This is a genomic window from Arthrobacter sp. R4 (assembly GCF_051365025.1).
Classification (GTDB): domain Bacteria; phylum Actinomycetota; class Actinomycetes; order Actinomycetales; family Micrococcaceae; genus Arthrobacter.
Genome location: NZ_JBLWIJ010000015.1, coordinates 177,292 through 192,255 on the forward strand (window position 1 = coordinate 177,292; position 14,964 = coordinate 192,255).

A 14,964-nucleotide genomic window follows, 5' to 3' on the forward strand; every position below is an offset into this window, starting at 1 on the left:
AATGACCGTCCCTTCCCCACCCACTGCTCCCTCTCAGAGCACCACGTCGGGCCCCCAGAGACCCCTCTTTGGTACCGTGCTCGTTGCCAACCGCGGTGAGATCGCGTGCCGGGTGATCCGTACCCTGCGTGCCTTGGGCATCCGTTCGGTGGCCGTCTACAGCGATGCCGACGCCGGCGCCCGGCATGTGCGCGAAGCGGACCGTGCCGTGCGGATCGGCCCGGCAGCCGCAGCGGAGAGCTACCTGAACATCGAAGCCATCATCCAGGCCTGCCGGGACACCGGCGCCGAGGCGGTCCACCCCGGCTACGGCTTCCTGAGCGAAAATGTGGACTTTGCCCGCGCCCTCGAAGCCGCCGGCATCACCTTTATCGGCCCGGGTGTCGAGTCCCTGAACGTCATGGGCGACAAGATCCGGTCCAAGAACCACGTGGCGGGCTATGGGGTTCCCGTGGTGCCGGGGATTGCCGAGCCTGGCATGACGGACGGCCAACTCATCGAGGCGGCGGCCGCCGTCGGCTTCCCGCTGCTCATCAAACCTTCCGCCGGCGGCGGCGGGAAGGGCATGCACATCGTGGAAGGCCCGGAGGAGCTCGCGGCCACGCTGGCCACGGCCCGCCGTGTTGCCGCGAGCGCCTTTGGCGACGACACCCTTTTCCTGGAGCGGCTGGTCCGCACGCCCCGCCACATCGAGGTCCAGGTCCTGGCAGACCACTACGGCAACGTCATCCATCTGGGGGAGCGCGAGTGCTCCCTTCAGCGCCGCCACCAGAAAGTCATCGAAGAAGCACCGTCGCCACTGCTGGATTCGCTGGACGACGGCGGCGCCACCCGTGTGCGCATTGGTGAGGCCGCCTGCCAGGCAGCCCGCAGCGTCCACTACAGCGGAGCGGGCACCGTGGAATTCCTCGTGTCCGACGAAGCCCCGGACGAGTTCTTCTTTATGGAGATGAACACCCGCCTCCAGGTGGAGCACCCGGTCACCGAAATGGTCACCGGCGTGGACCTCGTCGAATGGCAGGTGCGGATCGCCGCCGGTGAGGAACTGACCGTCCGCCAGGCCGACGTCGAACTCGCCGGCCATGCCGTCGAAGCCCGCGTCTACGCGGAAATCCCGGAGCGCAATTTCCTTCCCTCTACGGGAACGGTCCTGCTGCTCGACGAACTTCCAGGGCCAGCCCCGCGGCCAAGCGCACCTCCCCGCGGCGAAGTGGCTGCAGGCCACGGACGCGTCCGGGTCGATTCCTCCCTGCGCGAGGGGCTTGAACTCTCCTCGAATTACGACCCCATGATGTCCAAGGTCATTGCCTGGGGCCAGGACCGCAGGGCCGCCCTGGACACGCTCGATGAAGCGCTCGCCGGGTACACCGCCCTTGGGCTGGACACCAACGTGGAGTACCTTCGGCTGCTGATCAACGACGACGACGTCCGCGCCGGGCGCCTCGACACCGGCCTGATCGAGCGGAAGCTGCCGGGCTTTGCCTTCCGGCGCGTGGAGGATGCCGAATTGGTTGCCGCAGCGCTGTACGCCTCGGACGCGGAACGAAACCACCCTGTTCCGGCCTCCGGTCCGTGGCAGGCCCGCAACGGCTGGCGCCTCGGCGAACCCGCGCCGCGCCGGATCAGCCTGGGAACACCCGACGGCGGCATCGCAACAGTGCAGGTGTCCGGCCGTACCAGCGACGGGCCTGTTCTTGTCAGCGTCAACGGCGGACACCAACAGACGGCGTCGCTGGAATGGCGCTCCCCGAGGGCGGCTGTTCTGTCCCTCGACGGGGAAGCCACACCCTATTCCATCGCGCCGGTGTTCACCGGTCCCGTCACGCCCACCTGGGACAACCCCACCCCCGGCGTGCCCACTGAACTCTTCCTGGGAAACGGCGGCTGGTCCTGCCGGCTGGAGGTACTCACGCGTGAGTCCAGGCTCGCCCGGGTGCTGGCCGCAATCGAGCGGGAGGAAGGGACGGCAGACCCTGAGGTCCGTTCGCCCATGCCGGGCACGGTGGTATCGGTGGCAGTCAGCAGCGGCGACGCCGTTGTGGCCGGCCAGGTTCTCCTCGCGGTGGAAGCCATGAAGATGGAACACCAACTGCTGGCGGAGGTCGCGGGCACCGTCCATCTCAACGTCACGCCCGGTCAGCCCGTCAGGGCCGGCCAGGTGCTGGCCACTATCCATGCCAACGCCCACACAGAAGGCCCGGCACAGCCGGGGCACAACATCGAAGACACACTCAACACAGGCGAGGGAGCCTAGCCATGCCGGATTTTGAACTCAGTGAGGAATACCAGGACCTCAGCGACACCGTACGGGACTTCGCGGACCACGCGGTGGCCCCCGTGTCGGCCAAGCACGACGAGGAGCACAGTTTCCCGTACGAAATCGTGAAGCAAATGGCCGACATGGGCCTGTTCGGGCTGCCCTTCCCCGAGGAGTACGGCGGGATGGGCGGCGACTATTTCGCCCTGGCCCTGGCCCTCGAACAGCTGGGCCGGGTGGACCAGTCCGTGGCCATCACCCTGGAGGCAGGGGTCTCCCTTGGCGCCATGCCGGTCTACCGGTTCGGCACCGACGCGCAGAAGGAGGAATGGCTGCCCGTCCTGGCCTCTGGTGAGGCGCTCGCCGGATTCGGCCTCACGGAGCCGGAGGCCGGTTCGGATGCCGGCGGCACCAAGACCCACGCCCGGCGAGAGGGTGGCGAGTGGGTCATCAACGGCAATAAGGAGTTCATCACCAACTCCGGAACGGACATCACCCGCCTGGTCACGGTCACTGCCGTCACCGGCCAGAAGGAACGCAAGGACGGGAGCATCAAGAAGGAGATTTCCACCATCCTGGTCCCCACCAACACGCCCGGGTTCACGGCTGAAAAGGCGTACAACAAGGTGGGCTGGAACGCCTCCGACACGCATCCGCTGACGTTGAAGGACGTCCGGGTGCCGGAGGAAAACCTGCTGGGTGCCGAGGGGCGCGGTTACGCAAACTTCCTCTCCATCCTCGACGAAGGCCGGATCGCCATCGCCGCACTGGCCACGGGGGCGGCGCAGGGCTGCGTGGACCTGTCGGTGAAGTACGCCAAGGAGCGCAGCGCGTTTGGCCACTACATCGGCAAGCACCAGGCCATCGCGTTCAAGATCGCCCGCATGCAGGCCCGCGCGCATACTGCACGGCTGGCCTACTACGACGCCGCCGCCCGGATGCTCGCAGGCAAGCCATTCAAGACGCAGGCGGCCATCGCTAAGATGGTCGCAGGCGAGGCGGCCATGGACAACGCGCGGGATGCCACCCAGGTATTCGGCGGCTATGGCTTCATCAACGAATTCACTGTGGCACGCCACTACCGCGACTCCAAGATCCTTGAAGTGGGGGAGGGCACCACGGAGGTCCAGCTGATGCTGATCGCCCGCGAACTCGGACTGTAATAGCCGGCCGGAGAGGATCACTGATGATTAACAAGGTTGTTGCCAGCGCCGAGGAAGCCATAGCGGACATCCCCGACGGCGCCTCCCTCGCGGTGGGAGGGTTCGGCCTGTGCGGAATCCCCGTGGCCCTGATCGACGCCTTGCACCGGCACGGCACCACGGACCTGGAGACCGTCAGTAACAACTGCGGCGTGGACGATTGGGGGCTGGGCGTCCTGCTCCGCGACGGCCGGATCCGTCGGACCATCAGTTCCTACGTTGGAGAAAACAGGGAGTTCGCACGCCAGTACCTCTCCGGTGAACTGGAAGTTGTGCTGACGCCGCAGGGGACCCTCGCGGAGAAACTCCGGGCCGGCGGCGCCGGTATCCCTGCCTTTTACACCAAGGCCGGGGTAGGCACGCAGGTGTCCGACGGCGGCCTGCCGCAAAAATACGACGCCGACGGCGGCATCCTCATCGCCTCCGCCGCGAAGGAGGTCCGTCCCTTCAACGGGGTCGATTACGTCCTCGAGGAGTCCCTGACTCCTGACTACGGCCTGGTCCACGCCTGGAAGGGCGACCGCCACGGCAACCTGGTCTTCCACGCAACGGCCATGAACTTCAACCCGCTCTGCGCCATGGCCGGCAGGATCACCATCGCCGAGGTGGAGGAGCTGGTGGAACCGGGGGAACTCGATCCGGAGCATGTCCACACCCCAGGTATCTTCGTCCAGCGGGTGGTGGTTGTTCCGGCCGGCGAGAAACGGATCGAAAAGCGGACCGTGGCCCTCAACCGGCCGGCGGCCACAGAACAGGCAGGAGTGTAGCCATGGAGTCCAACCGACCGCAGGGAGCGCCTCCCCGCCCCGAAGCCGTGCGCCCGGAATACCGGCGCGCCGCCGTCGGCCACCCGGACGCCGCTAACCCGGAGACCAAAGGGTGGACACGCAATGAACTGGCCGCCCGGGTGGCCCAGGAACTCAGCAATGGGCAGTACGTGAACTTGGGCATCGGCATGCCGACGCTCATCCCCAACTACATCCCGGCCGGTGTCGAAGTTGTGCTGCATTCTGAGAACGGGATCCTGGGCGTGGGACCGTATCCCACCGAGGATGCCGTGGATCCCGACCTCATCAACGCAGGGAAGGAGACCGTCACGGTCAACAAGGGTGCGGCGTTCTTCGATTCAGCCTCGTCCTTTGGCATGATTCGCGGCGGACACGTCGACGTGGCCGTGCTCGGCGCGATGGAAGTGGCCCAAAACGGCGACCTCGCCAACTGGATGATCCCGGGCAAGATGGTCAAGGGGATGGGTGGAGCCATGGACCTGGTCTTTGGCGCCAAGAAGGTGATTGTGATGATGGAGCACGTGGACCGCAACGGCCGCCCCAAAATCGTGGAGCAGTGCACTCTGCCCCTGACCGGTAAAGCCTGCGTTGACCGGATCATCACCGACCTCGCCGTGATCGACGTCGTCACCGAAGGGGGGTCCTCACGGCTGGTGCTGCGCGAGTTGGCCCCCAACGTGTCGGTCGAGGAAGTGGCCGCGGCCACCGGCGCCGAACTCTTCGAAGAGGACCAGGAACTTACCGTATGACGGCGGACAATCCCCCTGCCGTTGAACAGCCTGCCGTTGAACCGCGCGTCGTTGAACAGCGCGGCCTGTACTTCGACGAACTGGAGGAGGGCGTCCTGTATGCGCACAGGCCGGGCCGCACCGTAACGGAAACGGACAATGTCCTGTTCACCACCCTCACCATGAACACCCAGGCGCTGCACCTTGACGCAGCGTGGAGCGCCGGCCAGCCGTTCGGCCAGCGGCTGGTCAACTCCATGTTCACGCTGTCCACTGTGGTGGGGCAGTCGGTGTCGCAGCTGACCCAGGGCACCATCGTCGCCCAGCTGGGCCTGACCGATGTGTCCTTTCCCCACCCGCTGTATCACGGCGACACGCTGTATACCGAGACCGTGATCACCGGGAAGCGGCTCTCGGGCTCCCGGCCCGGACAGGGGATTGTGACCATGCAGCACACCGGCCGCAACCAGGACGGCACCGTGGTGGCGTTGGCCACGAGGAGTTGCCTGATGTGGACGCGGGAGGCTCATGCCGGGCAGCAAACCGGGGGCCAAAAGGGGACAATGGCTCTATGACCTTTGTGATGGGGCCAGCCCTCCTCTTTTGCCCTGCAGACCGGCCCGAGCGGTACCAGAAAGCCTCCGACCGTGCAGACGCCGTCATCCTCGACCTCGAGGATGCGGTGGCGCCCGCGGACAAGCAAAGGGCCCGCGGCGCGATCCTCGCCCAGCTGGGCGCCGGCGGCGAAGTACCCGAACTGGACCCGAGCCGGACCATCGTCCGGATCAACCCTGCCGGCACCGAAGAGTTCGAGAAGGACCTGCACTGCCTGGCGCACACGCCGTACAAGACGGTCATGCTGGCCAAAGCGGAGAGTGCTGAGCAGCTCAAACAGCTTGAGGACTTCCATGTGATTGCCCTCTGCGAGACGGCGGCCGGTGTCCTGAATGCCCCCGCGATCGCCGCTGAGCCGAACGTGGTGGCGCTGATGTGGGGTGCCGAAGACCTGTTGGCATCCCTGGGCGGCACGTCCAGCAGGAAGGACGACGGCGGATACCGCGCCGTAGCCCTGCACGCCCGCTCAAGCGTTCTCCTGGCCGCCGGCGCCTTCGGAAAGGCGGCCGTGGACGCGGTCTATGTCAACATCCCGGACCTGGAGGGTCTTGCCGTAGAGTCCGCCGACGCCGTCGCATCCGGGTTCAGCTCCAAGGCCTGCATCCATCCCACCCAGGCGGCCGTTGTCCGCGGCGCCTATGCCCCGTCCGAGGCCGATGTTTCTGCCGCGACGGAGCTGCTGCAGGCGGCAGCCTCCGCCGGGTCAGGGGTCTTCCAGTACAACGGCAGGATGATCGACGGCCCCATCCTCAAGCATGCCGAAGCCACCATCCGCCGGGCGGGCATCCACAGCTAGGGATCCCTCGCCCTATCGCTCAGCTTGTCGGCCGGCGTCCCGGAGTCCGGCGGAGGGACAGCGGCGGAATGGCCTCATACAGTGGCGTCCGGACCCACCGTTCGCCGGTGTCACGGAACTCAGCCCGGGTGGCGAACCGGTACAGGTAGCTGCGGGCGCGCACCCACCGCGGGCGGCCGCCGTCGAACGGGTCGTGGCGGAGCAGCCGCAGCACCTGGCGGTCGGCTTCGAGCAGCTTGGCGAGGAAGGCATAGAACCATTCCTCATGGACTGTCCGGAGCGGGAGGAACCACATCAGCCAGTCCAGCCGGAGGTGGTAGGGGGCCCACTGGCGCGGCAGCCGGCGCACGTCCCCGGGCTTTCCCTTGAAGCCGTACTCCCGCCAGTCGGCGGATTCGTCCGGATCCTCATCCAGGGTGCCCTCGACAACGATCTCGATCCGCTGCTTGGTGACCGTGCCGAACGCGCCGTAGGTATTGACGAGCTGCCAGCGGTTGAAGCTAGCGTTCATCAGCTGCCGCTTGGAGAACAGGTTGCGCACCGGCCAATAGCTCAGCACCACAAGGAGCAGGGTCGCGGCGAGGGTGATGGCGAGCCACCACACCGGTGTCTCCCCGCCGCCTGCCGAGCCTTCATGCCACTCCAGCGGCAGGAAGGGCAGAACGGAGTGGGCGACGGGGTCGCTCACGGCGGCGAAGGCCAGCACAATGGCGATCCAGTTCAGCCACGCGAAGTTGCCGCTGGCTACGAGCCACAACTGGGTGAAGATGATGATACCGGCGGCGGCACTGGCCACGGGCTGCGGCGCGAAGAGGAAGAACGGCACCACGAGCTGCGCGAAGTGGTTCCCCAGGACCTCCAGCCGATGGAACGGCCTGGGCAGCAAATGCGCCTGCCGGCTCAGGGGTCCGGGCATCGGCTGCGTTTCGTGGTGGTAGTAGAGCGCAGTCAGGTCGCGCCATTCCCGGCCGCCCCGGATCTTGATCATCCCTGCCCCGAATTCCAGGCGGAACACCAGCCAGGCCACCAGGATCAGGATGGTGCGCGGCGGGTCAGTCTGGTCCGACCCGAGGAAAGCCACGGTGAACCCGGCCTCCAGGAGCAACATCTCCCAGCCGAAGCCATAGAACGTTTGGCCCACGTTGACGATGGACATGTACAGCAGCCACAGGGCCAGGAAGGCGACCAGCGGCAGCCACGGCGGCCCGAGCTGGGGAAGGCCTGCCACCAGGAGCGCCGCGATGGCCATCCCGGCGACGCACACCGCGCGCAGCAGCCGGTCCGAATACCGCCAGCGGAACAGGGTGGGCCGCCTCATAGCTCTGAATCCCTCAAGATAGTCGGACACCGGCAGCAGCCCGCGCGCACCCAGCAGTGCCGGGAACTGGTTGAAGGAGGAGAGGAATGCAATAAGGAAGAGTGCTGCGACGCCGCGTTGCAGCACCTGCCGGGCGAATTCGTACTCCGGCGCATCGAACCAGGAAACCCAGTCCACGGTGTCCACGTTACGCCCGCCCCCAGGTTCCGCGCACTAGGATCGGATGGTGTTTGCACTGGTGCTGATTGCCGTCATTGCGGGGGCACTGGCCCAGCGGCTGGCCGGCCTCGGATTCGGCCTCCTCGTTTCCCCGGTCCTGGTGGTACTCCTGGGGCCGTTCGACGGCGTGATGATCATCAACCTCTGCGGCGCCGCGTCGTCGCTGCTGATCCTGTCCAGGGTGTGGCGGCACGTTCAGTGGCGACGCTACTTCGGCTTGGCGCTCGCCGCCGTGGCAGGGGTTTTGCCGGGCGCCTGGCTGGCCAGCAACGTGCCGGAAGCACCGCTGGAGATCTGTATCGGCGTCCTGCTCATCATCGCCTTGCTTGCTTCGCAGCGGCTGACCCGCAGCTCGTGGCGCGCCAGCGGTCCGGTCCCCATGGCATCACTCGGCTTTTCCAGCGGACTGATGAATGCGGCCGCCGGCGTGGGCGGACCTGCCATCACCGCCTACGCCATCGCCACCCGCTGGGACCAAAAGAGCTTCGGCGCCACCCTGCAGCCGTACTTCGTGACCACGGGGCTGACGTCCCTGGTGAGCAAATATGTTCTCTCCGGCGGGCACCTTCCCGGCCTGGAGGGATGGCAGTGGCTCAGCATTCTGGCTGCCATGGTGGTCGGAATCGTTGCCGGCGACTTGCTGTCAGGCAAGGTCAAGCCTGCCTCCGTCCGGCGGATCGTGGTGGCCATCGCCTACCTCGGAGCCGCGTCCACACTGACCAAGGGTTTCGTGGAACTGGCCTTTGGGTGAGCGGGCACAGCCTGCCGGTGCGGGATACTTAAGCAATGCAGCCTCGCAGAATCGTCATCCTCGGATCCACCGGTTCCATCGGCACCCAGGCGATTGACGTCGTCGACGGCGCCCCGCACCTTTTTGAAGTGGTGGCGCTCAGCGCCGGGGGCGGAAACCTGGAACTGCTGGCCCGCCAGGCCGTCCACACGGGGGCCGCCGCCGTCGGCATCGCGTCCGGGGATCCGCGGCAGCTGCAAAACCTGATCAACGACGCCGCCCGCCAATCAGGACGGCAAGACTACCGGCCGGAGATTATCTCCGGCCCCGACGCCTCCACCCGGATTGCCGAAATCCCCGCCGACGTGGTGCTCAACGGAATTACCGGCTCGATCGGACTCGCCCCCACGCTGGCGGCCCTGAAATCCGGGGCCTTATTGGCTTTGGCCAATAAGGAGTCCCTCATTGTTGGTGGAGAGCTGGTCAAGGCAGCCGCCCGGGAGGGGCAGATTGTGCCTGTGGACTCCGAACATTCCGCCATCGCCCAGTGCCTGCGCTCCGGCTCCGCCAACGAAGTGGACAAACTGATCCTGACGGCCTCCGGCGGACCCTTCCGCGGCCGGACCAGGGAGCAGTTGCACAGCGTTTCGCCCCAGGAGGCGCTGGCACACCCCACGTGGGATATGGGGCTAATGGTCACCACGAATTCGGCCACCCTGGTCAACAAGGGCCTCGAGGTCATCGAAGCCCACCTGCTCTTCGACATCCCGCTGGACCGGATCGACGTTGTGGTCCACCCGCAATCCGTAGTGCACTCCATGGTCCAGTTTGTCGACGGGTCCATCATCGCCCAGGCTTCGCCGCCTGACATGCGCCTGCCCATTGCCCTGGGGCTGGGCTGGCCCGACAGGGTGCCCAAGGCTGCGTCCCCGTGCGACTGGACCCAAGCCACCAGCTGGACGTTCGAGCCGCTGGACTCACAGGCCTTCCCGGCTGTGGAGCTCGCCAAGGACGCAGCCAAGCAGGGAAGCACCTTTCCTGCGGTGTTCAACGCCGCCAACGAGGAGGCCGTCACCGCCTTCCACGAAGGATCCATCCGCTTCACCGACATCGTTGACACCGTCGCTGGCGTACTCAGCGAACACCCAGGATCCTCCGGGCTGACAGTGGAGTCCGTGCTGGAAGCTGAAAGCTGGGCACGGGCGCGGGCCCACGAACGTTTAGCAGTCAGCAGTCTCTAGGAAGCAGTCAATCCACCCATGAGTCCCGTACTCCTCTTTATCCTCGGTGTCGTGTTTGTGGCGATCGGCATTGCCGTGTCCATTGCGCTGCACGAAGTCGGCCACCTGGTGCCCGCCAAGCTGTTCAAGGTCCGCGTCACCAAGTACATGATCGGTTTCGGCCCCACCCTGTGGTCAAAGCGCAAAGGCGAAACCGAATATGGGGTCAAGGCCATCCCCCTGGGCGGCTACGTCTCAATGATCGGCATGTACCCGCCGAACAAGGACGACGGGACAGTCAGGCCATCGAGCACCGGCATGTTCCAGACCCTGGCCACGGAAGCGCGGTCCCTTGCCCACGAGGAGGTGGGCCCGGACGACAAGGACCGGGTGTTCTACCGGCTCCCGGTGTGGAAGAAAGTCATTGTGATGCTCGGCGGCCCGGCCATGAACCTGCTTATCGGCCTGGCCCTCACGGCGGTCCTCCTCATGGGCTTCGGCATTTCCACGCCCACCACCACCATCGCCGATGTCTCCAAGTGCCAGGTCGCCGCCGGCGAGACCGTGGATCCTGATTCTGCCGACTGCGAACTGACGCCAGCGGCCGCCGCCGGCCTCCTGCCCAATGACCGGGTCACCTCCTTTGATGGGAAGGCAGTCACCAGTTGGGACCAGCTGACGGAGTGGATCCGTACGTCCGCCGGGAAAGAAGTCAGCATCACCGTAGAGCGTGACGGCGGCACGGTCACTACCACCGTGACTCCTGTGCTGTCCGCCCGCCCCATTGTCGGTGTCGACGGACGCCAGGCCAAGGATGACGCCGGCAACCTCCTGTACCAGGACGTTGGCTTCCTGGGTATTGGTGCACAGAGTGAACTGGTGCCACAGCCGGCGTCGACTGTCCTGCCCATGGCGGGGGAGAACATCCGGCAAGTGGCCGGTGTGGTCCTCAACCTTCCGGCGCGTGTAGTCGGGGTTGCGCAGGCGGCCTTCAGCGAGGAGCCCCGTGATCCCAACGGACCCATCAGCGTAGTGGGTGTGGGGCGCGTGGCCGGAGAGATATCGGCCATGGAAGAGGTGCCGCTCCAGTCAAGGCTGGGGGCCCTGGTCGGGCTGCTAGCCGGGCTGAACTTCGCCTTGGCCGTTTTCAACCTGGTTCCGCTGCTGCCGCTCGATGGCGGCCATATTGCCGGTGCACTGTATGAAGGGGTCCGGCGCCGGGTGGCGAAGCTCCTCGGCAAGCCCGACCCCGGCGCCTTCGATATCGCCAAGCTCTTGCCCGCGACGTACGTCGTGGCCGCCCTGCTGATGGGGATGAGCGCGCTGTTGATCTATGCGGACATCGTGAAGCCCATCAATCTGTTCGGCTAAGCCGCTTTCGGCTGATATTCGAGAATCAGCCATATTAGGCTTATTTTGGATAATCAGCTGCAAACGATTGATTATCTGAAATCAGCCACCTACGGTTAAGGCATGTACATCCTCACCATCGACCAGCGCGGCAGCAGCGACGACGTCGACCGGGTTCCGGAACTGATCTCCGAACTGGCCGGCCTTACTTCGGAGGCGTTCGAGCGCTCTGTGGGCGACGAACTCCAAGGACTCGTAGCCGACCCGGCCGAGGTAGTGGACATTGCCCTGCACGCGCTGCGCAGTGGCCACTGGTACGTGGGGATCGGCATCGGCTCAGTGGTGCTCGCTCCCGGGGCCAGCCCCCGCGAAGGTACCGGAACGGGCTTCGTGGCCGCCCGTAAGGCCGTTGATCTCGCCAAGACCGCAGCCGGACAGGTCCCGTTGTCGGTGGTGTCCGGCAGTATCGGACGGACAGCGGAAGTACCGCAGCATGCCCGGGAAGGAGCCGTGGCCTGCGCCCATGCCGAGGCGGTGCTCCGCCTGATCGGCCGCCTGGTCCAGGAACGGACTCCAGCCCAATGGCGTGTGGTGGACCGGCTCCGTCTCCTGCAGGGCGGTGGCGGCCGGCATGGCAGCCAGAAGGAGGTGGCCAAGGAGTTGGGAATTACGGAACAGTCGGTGAGCCGTGCCGTGCTCAGGTCCGGATGGCAGGAAGAATGGGCGGCCAGGCCCGCCGCCGCAATGCTCCTGGCGCACGCTCATTCCCAGATAGAAGGAGACCGGTGAACGCACTCTGGATAACCGCGGCCCTGCTGGTGGCCGGATTCGCCGGCTGGCCAGTGACCGCGCTGGTCTTTCGGCTGGCCAGGACCATCGATGACAAGGCGGATGCGGCCAGTGCAGCGGACCGGGCGCTCGAGGACCCGTCAGCCGACGTTACGGTGGACACCTTTCCCGCAGTCCCGCAGCCCCGCCCGGGACAATCCGTGGACGGCGAGCTGACAGCGGACGGCGGGAGGCCGTCGTCGGACGTTCCCTCCCCGGCGCCACCCGCTGCGGCCCAGCGGATCCTGCGTGGTGGGGCGATCATCGGCGTGCTGGAGCGCCTCGCGGTATGCCTGGCCATCCTGGCCGGCCAGCCGGTGGCCATCGCGTACGTGGTGGCGATCAAAGGACTGGGAAGGTTCGCCGAGCTGAAGGAAACACCCGTGGCCGCGGAGCGGTTCATTATCGGGACCCTCACCTCCATGCTGTGGGCCGCCGGGATTGCGGCCACTGTTAAAGTGCTCTTTCTGTCCTAGGCCACCGGCCCGGCATGTGGGGTTTTGACGCATTGCCCGGATCGGCGCAGGCCCGCCGCGGGGGATAGGGTGTCCTTATGACTGTTTTTGCTGTTGAGTACGTTTACGCTGCCAATTCCTCTGCCGCCCGCGATGAGAGCCGTCCCGCACACCGGGCCTGGCTGTCCACCCTTGCCGAGGGCGACCGGCTCCTGACCAGCGGACCCTATGGCGACGGCGCCGGTGCCCTGCTGATCTTCAAGGTCCAGGACGAGGCGGAGTTGAACGAACTGCTCAAGCAGGATCCCTTCGCGCTGGCAGGCACCATCGCCGGGATCCGGAGCACCGAATGGACCCCCGTGATCGGCATCCTGGCCGCCCACGCGTCCTGATATCTGACCTCTCTCCTCTTTCGATCCACCTACCCAAGGAGTCCACGTGACCTCGGTCAGCCTGGGAATGCCGTCAGCACCGCCGCCCGTTCTTGCCCCGCGCCGGAAGACGCGCCAGATCAAGGTCGGATCCGTGGGGGTCGGCTCGGACAGCCCCATCAGCGTGCAGTCCATGACCACCACACCCACCACGGACATCAACGCCACCCTGCAGCAGATCGCCGAGCTCACGGCGTCCGGCTGTGACATCGTTCGGGTGGCCTGCCCGTCCGCGGACGACGCCGAGGCGCTGCCTATCATTGCCCGCAAGTCCCAGATTCCGGTCATCGCGGACATCCACTTCCAGCCCAAGTACGTTTTCGCGGCCATCGAGGCAGGCTGCGCCGCGGTCCGCGTGAACCCGGGGAATATCCGCAAGTTCGATGACCAGGTCAAGGAAATCGCGAAGGCGGCCAAGGACCACGGCACGTCCATCCGGATCGGCGTCAACGCGGGCTCCCTGGAGCCGGGCATCATGAAGAAATATGGGAAAGCCACCCCTGAGGCACTCGTGGAATCGGCAGTCTGGGAGGCGTCCCTGTTCGAGGAGCACGGCTTCCACGACTTCAAGATTTCGGTCAAGCACAACGATCCCGTGATCATGGTGGCGGCCTACGAGATGCTGGCCGAAAAGGGAGACTGGCCCCTCCACCTCGGCGTCACGGAGGCCGGGCCGGCCTTCCAGGGAACCATCAAGTCCGCCACCGCCTTCGGCGCACTGCTGTCCAGGGGCATCGGCGACACCATCCGGGTCTCACTTTCCGCCCCGCCGGTGGAGGAAATCAAGGTCGGCAACCAGATTCTGCAATCCCTCAACCTGCGCCCGCGCAAACTGGAGATTGTCTCCTGCCCGTCCTGCGGCCGCGCGCAGGTGGATGTCTACACCCTGGCCGAACAGGTCACCGCAGGCCTGGAAGGCATGGAAATCCCGCTGCGCGTGGCAGTGATGGGCTGTGTCGTCAACGGACCTGGCGAGGCCCGTGAGGCTGACCTCGGCGTGGCATCGGGCAACGGCAAAGGCCAGATCTTTGTGAAGGGTGAAGTCATTAAGACTGTCCCCGAGGACCAGATTGTTGAGACACTGATCGAAGAGGCCATGCGTATCGCCGAAGAGATGGGGGAGGCCGATGGCGAAGATGCTGTCAAGGGTAGCCCCGTGGTTAGCGTCTCCTAAGGACGGCACCGCGCCGGCAGGGATCTCCGTTAGAACCCTGGCCGGTGCGGACACGTCGGCATTGCGGCGCCTGGCGCAGCAGGATCCAGTAGCCAACGTCTTCATCCTTGCCCACTTGCGCTCGGCCGGGACCGCCGCACCCACCACGGGTGGCGCATCGGTCCTTGGCGTGTTCGACGACGGCATGCTGGTGGGTGCCTGCTGGACGGGAGCCAACCTGGTTCCGGTTGAGCTGGATCCCGCCTATGCCGGGCTGGTTGCCGCGGCGGCCAACCGTTCGGGCCGCCGGTATGCCTCGGCTTTTGGCCCCGCGGAACCCGTCCTCGCCCTGCATGCTGAGCTGGAGCTGTTGGGCCACGCGGCCCACGAGGTGCGCCCCGAGCAGCCTCTCCTGACCCTCGCGGGTCCGCCTTCGGTGGAACCAAACACGGAACTGACCCTGGGCAGGCTCGCGGACTTTGACCGCATCCTCCCTGCCTGCGCCGCCATGTTTGAAGAAGAAGTGGGCTATTCGCCTTTCCTGGGGGGCCGCGAGTTCTACAGCCGGCGGGTGGAAGGGCTGATCCGGCAAGGACATTCGCTGGTACACCTCAACCCCGCCGGCGACGTCGTCTTCAAGGCCGAACTTGGAGCCGTGACGGCGGAGGTAACGCAGGTGCAGGGTGTGTGGATGAACCCTCAATATCGGGGCCAGGGCCTTAGCGCGGGCTACATGGCCGCCGTCGTCGATCACGCCCGGAAGATCGCACCGGTCACCAGCCTGTACGTGAATGGCTTCAATTCCCGCGCCAGATCCACGTATGAGCGAGTCGGTTTCATCCAGCGGGGAACCTTCGCCACTGTGCTGTTCTAA

At 66.0% G+C, this 14,964-nt stretch carries 15 protein-coding genes; 14 read left to right on the top strand and 1 reads right to left on the bottom strand.

From position 1 onward, the window contains the following. The first annotated feature begins 1 nt into the window (after position 1). Genes ACLKOZ_RS10895 through ACLKOZ_RS10920 form a run of 6 tightly spaced genes read left to right on the top strand, consistent with a single transcriptional unit; the run spans position 2 to position 6,386 of the window. Positions 2-2,254, top strand: a complete 2,253-nt coding sequence (locus ACLKOZ_RS10895; protein ID WP_436475010.1) for an acetyl/propionyl/methylcrotonyl-CoA carboxylase subunit alpha — start codon at positions 2-4, stop codon at positions 2,252-2,254. 2 nt (positions 2,255-2,256) lie between these two features. Continuing rightward, the gene (locus ACLKOZ_RS10900; protein WP_376046270.1) at positions 2,257-3,420 is read left to right on the top strand and encodes an acyl-CoA dehydrogenase family protein; all 1,164 of its coding nucleotides are present in this window, start codon (positions 2,257-2,259) and stop codon (positions 3,418-3,420) included. Positions 3,421-3,443: 23 nt separating this feature from the next. Next, positions 3,444-4,226, top strand: a complete 783-nt coding sequence (locus ACLKOZ_RS10905) for a CoA transferase subunit A (RefSeq protein WP_436475012.1) — start codon at positions 3,444-3,446, stop codon at positions 4,224-4,226. 2 nt (positions 4,227-4,228) lie between these two features. Beyond that, entirely contained in the window at positions 4,229-4,996 is a 768-nt protein-coding gene (locus tag ACLKOZ_RS10910) for a CoA transferase subunit B (protein ID WP_337347583.1), read from the top strand. Continuing rightward, positions 4,993-5,550, top strand: a complete 558-nt coding sequence (locus ACLKOZ_RS10915; RefSeq protein WP_436475014.1) for a MaoC family dehydratase — start codon at positions 4,993-4,995, stop codon at positions 5,548-5,550. Before ACLKOZ_RS10910 ends, ACLKOZ_RS10915 begins: the two co-directional genes overlap by 4 nt. Beyond that, positions 5,547-6,386, top strand: a complete 840-nt coding sequence (locus ACLKOZ_RS10920) for an HpcH/HpaI aldolase/citrate lyase family protein (RefSeq protein ID WP_436475016.1) — start codon at positions 5,547-5,549, stop codon at positions 6,384-6,386. The genes ACLKOZ_RS10915 and ACLKOZ_RS10920 overlap by 4 nt, the downstream gene beginning before the upstream one ends. 19 nt (positions 6,387-6,405) lie before the next feature. On the opposite strand, the gene ACLKOZ_RS10925 is transcribed toward ACLKOZ_RS10920, so the two are convergent. After that, complete coding sequence (locus ACLKOZ_RS10925) at positions 6,406-7,881, bottom strand: lipase maturation factor family protein (RefSeq protein ID WP_436475018.1); 1,476 nt, start codon at positions 7,879-7,881, stop codon at positions 6,406-6,408. A 46-nt stretch (positions 7,882-7,927) separates the two neighbouring features. Here ACLKOZ_RS10925 and ACLKOZ_RS10930 point away from each other — a divergent pair, with 46 nt between their 5' ends. The 8 genes from ACLKOZ_RS10930 to ACLKOZ_RS10965 all read left to right on the top strand — a co-directional run bounded on the left by ACLKOZ_RS10930 (position 7,928) and on the right by ACLKOZ_RS10965 (position 14,964). Then, positions 7,928-8,674: a TSUP family transporter gene (locus ACLKOZ_RS10930; protein WP_436475020.1), complete on the top strand. Its 747-nt coding sequence runs from the start codon at positions 7,928-7,930 to the stop codon at positions 8,672-8,674. A gap of 35 nt (positions 8,675-8,709) precedes the next feature. Then, positions 8,710-9,894 (top strand): 1-deoxy-D-xylulose-5-phosphate reductoisomerase, encoded by a 1,185-nt coding sequence (gene dxr / locus ACLKOZ_RS10935; protein WP_436475022.1) that lies wholly within the window; start codon positions 8,710-8,712, stop codon positions 9,892-9,894. 18 nt (positions 9,895-9,912) lie between these two features. Further along, positions 9,913-11,244 carry a M50 family metallopeptidase gene (locus tag ACLKOZ_RS10940; RefSeq protein ID WP_436475024.1) on the top strand — a complete coding sequence of 444 codons (1,332 nt, stop codon included), beginning with the start codon at positions 9,913-9,915 and terminating at the stop codon, positions 11,242-11,244. 102 nt (positions 11,245-11,346) lie between these two features. Continuing rightward, positions 11,347-12,012 (top strand): MarR family transcriptional regulator, encoded by a 666-nt coding sequence (locus ACLKOZ_RS10945; RefSeq protein WP_436475026.1) that lies wholly within the window; start codon positions 11,347-11,349, stop codon positions 12,010-12,012. Beyond that, the gene (locus ACLKOZ_RS10950; protein WP_436475028.1) at positions 12,009-12,527 is read left to right on the top strand and encodes a hypothetical protein; all 519 of its coding nucleotides are present in this window, start codon (positions 12,009-12,011) and stop codon (positions 12,525-12,527) included. Before ACLKOZ_RS10945 ends, ACLKOZ_RS10950 begins: the two co-directional genes overlap by 4 nt. A 77-nt stretch (positions 12,528-12,604) precedes the next feature. Then, positions 12,605-12,898: a YciI family protein gene (locus ACLKOZ_RS10955; protein ID WP_436475030.1), complete on the top strand. Its 294-nt coding sequence runs from the start codon at positions 12,605-12,607 to the stop codon at positions 12,896-12,898. 46 nt (positions 12,899-12,944) lie between these two features. Beyond that, positions 12,945-14,111: a flavodoxin-dependent (E)-4-hydroxy-3-methylbut-2-enyl-diphosphate synthase gene (gene ispG / locus ACLKOZ_RS10960; protein ID WP_310166360.1), complete on the top strand. Its 1,167-nt coding sequence runs from the start codon at positions 12,945-12,947 to the stop codon at positions 14,109-14,111. Further along, the gene (locus ACLKOZ_RS10965; RefSeq protein WP_436475161.1) at positions 14,074-14,964 is read left to right on the top strand and encodes a GNAT family N-acetyltransferase; all 891 of its coding nucleotides are present in this window, start codon (positions 14,074-14,076) and stop codon (positions 14,962-14,964) included. The genes ispG and ACLKOZ_RS10965 overlap by 38 nt, the downstream gene beginning before the upstream one ends.

Excerpts from the sequence above, each read along its gene's own strand:
- ACLKOZ_RS10940 (WP_436475024.1), top strand. The coding sequence starts at position 9,913 with ATGAGTCCCGTACTCCTCTTTATCCTCGGTGTCGTGTTTGTGGCGATC.
- ACLKOZ_RS10955 (WP_436475030.1), top strand. The coding sequence starts at position 12,605 with ATGACTGTTTTTGCTGTTGAGTACGTTTACGCTGCCAATTCCTCTGCC.
- dxr (WP_436475022.1), top strand. The coding sequence starts at position 8,710 with ATGCAGCCTCGCAGAATCGTCATCCTCGGATCCACCGGTTCCATCGGC.
- ACLKOZ_RS10910 (WP_337347583.1), top strand. The coding sequence starts at position 4,229 with ATGGAGTCCAACCGACCGCAGGGAGCGCCTCCCCGCCCCGAAGCCGTG.
- ACLKOZ_RS10930 (WP_436475020.1), top strand. The coding sequence starts at position 7,928 with ATGGTGTTTGCACTGGTGCTGATTGCCGTCATTGCGGGGGCACTGGCC.
- ACLKOZ_RS10895 (WP_436475010.1), top strand. The coding sequence starts at position 2 with ATGACCGTCCCTTCCCCACCCACTGCTCCCTCTCAGAGCACCACGTCG.
- ACLKOZ_RS10945 (WP_436475026.1), top strand. The coding sequence starts at position 11,347 with ATGTACATCCTCACCATCGACCAGCGCGGCAGCAGCGACGACGTCGAC.
- ACLKOZ_RS10900 (WP_376046270.1), top strand. The coding sequence starts at position 2,257 with ATGCCGGATTTTGAACTCAGTGAGGAATACCAGGACCTCAGCGACACC.
- ACLKOZ_RS10905 (WP_436475012.1), top strand. The coding sequence starts at position 3,444 with ATGATTAACAAGGTTGTTGCCAGCGCCGAGGAAGCCATAGCGGACATC.
- ACLKOZ_RS10965 (WP_436475161.1), top strand. The coding sequence starts at position 14,074 with ATGCTGTCAAGGGTAGCCCCGTGGTTAGCGTCTCCTAAGGACGGCACC.
- ACLKOZ_RS10920 (WP_436475016.1), top strand. The coding sequence starts at position 5,547 with ATGACCTTTGTGATGGGGCCAGCCCTCCTCTTTTGCCCTGCAGACCGG.
- ACLKOZ_RS10915 (WP_436475014.1), top strand. The coding sequence starts at position 4,993 with ATGACGGCGGACAATCCCCCTGCCGTTGAACAGCCTGCCGTTGAACCG.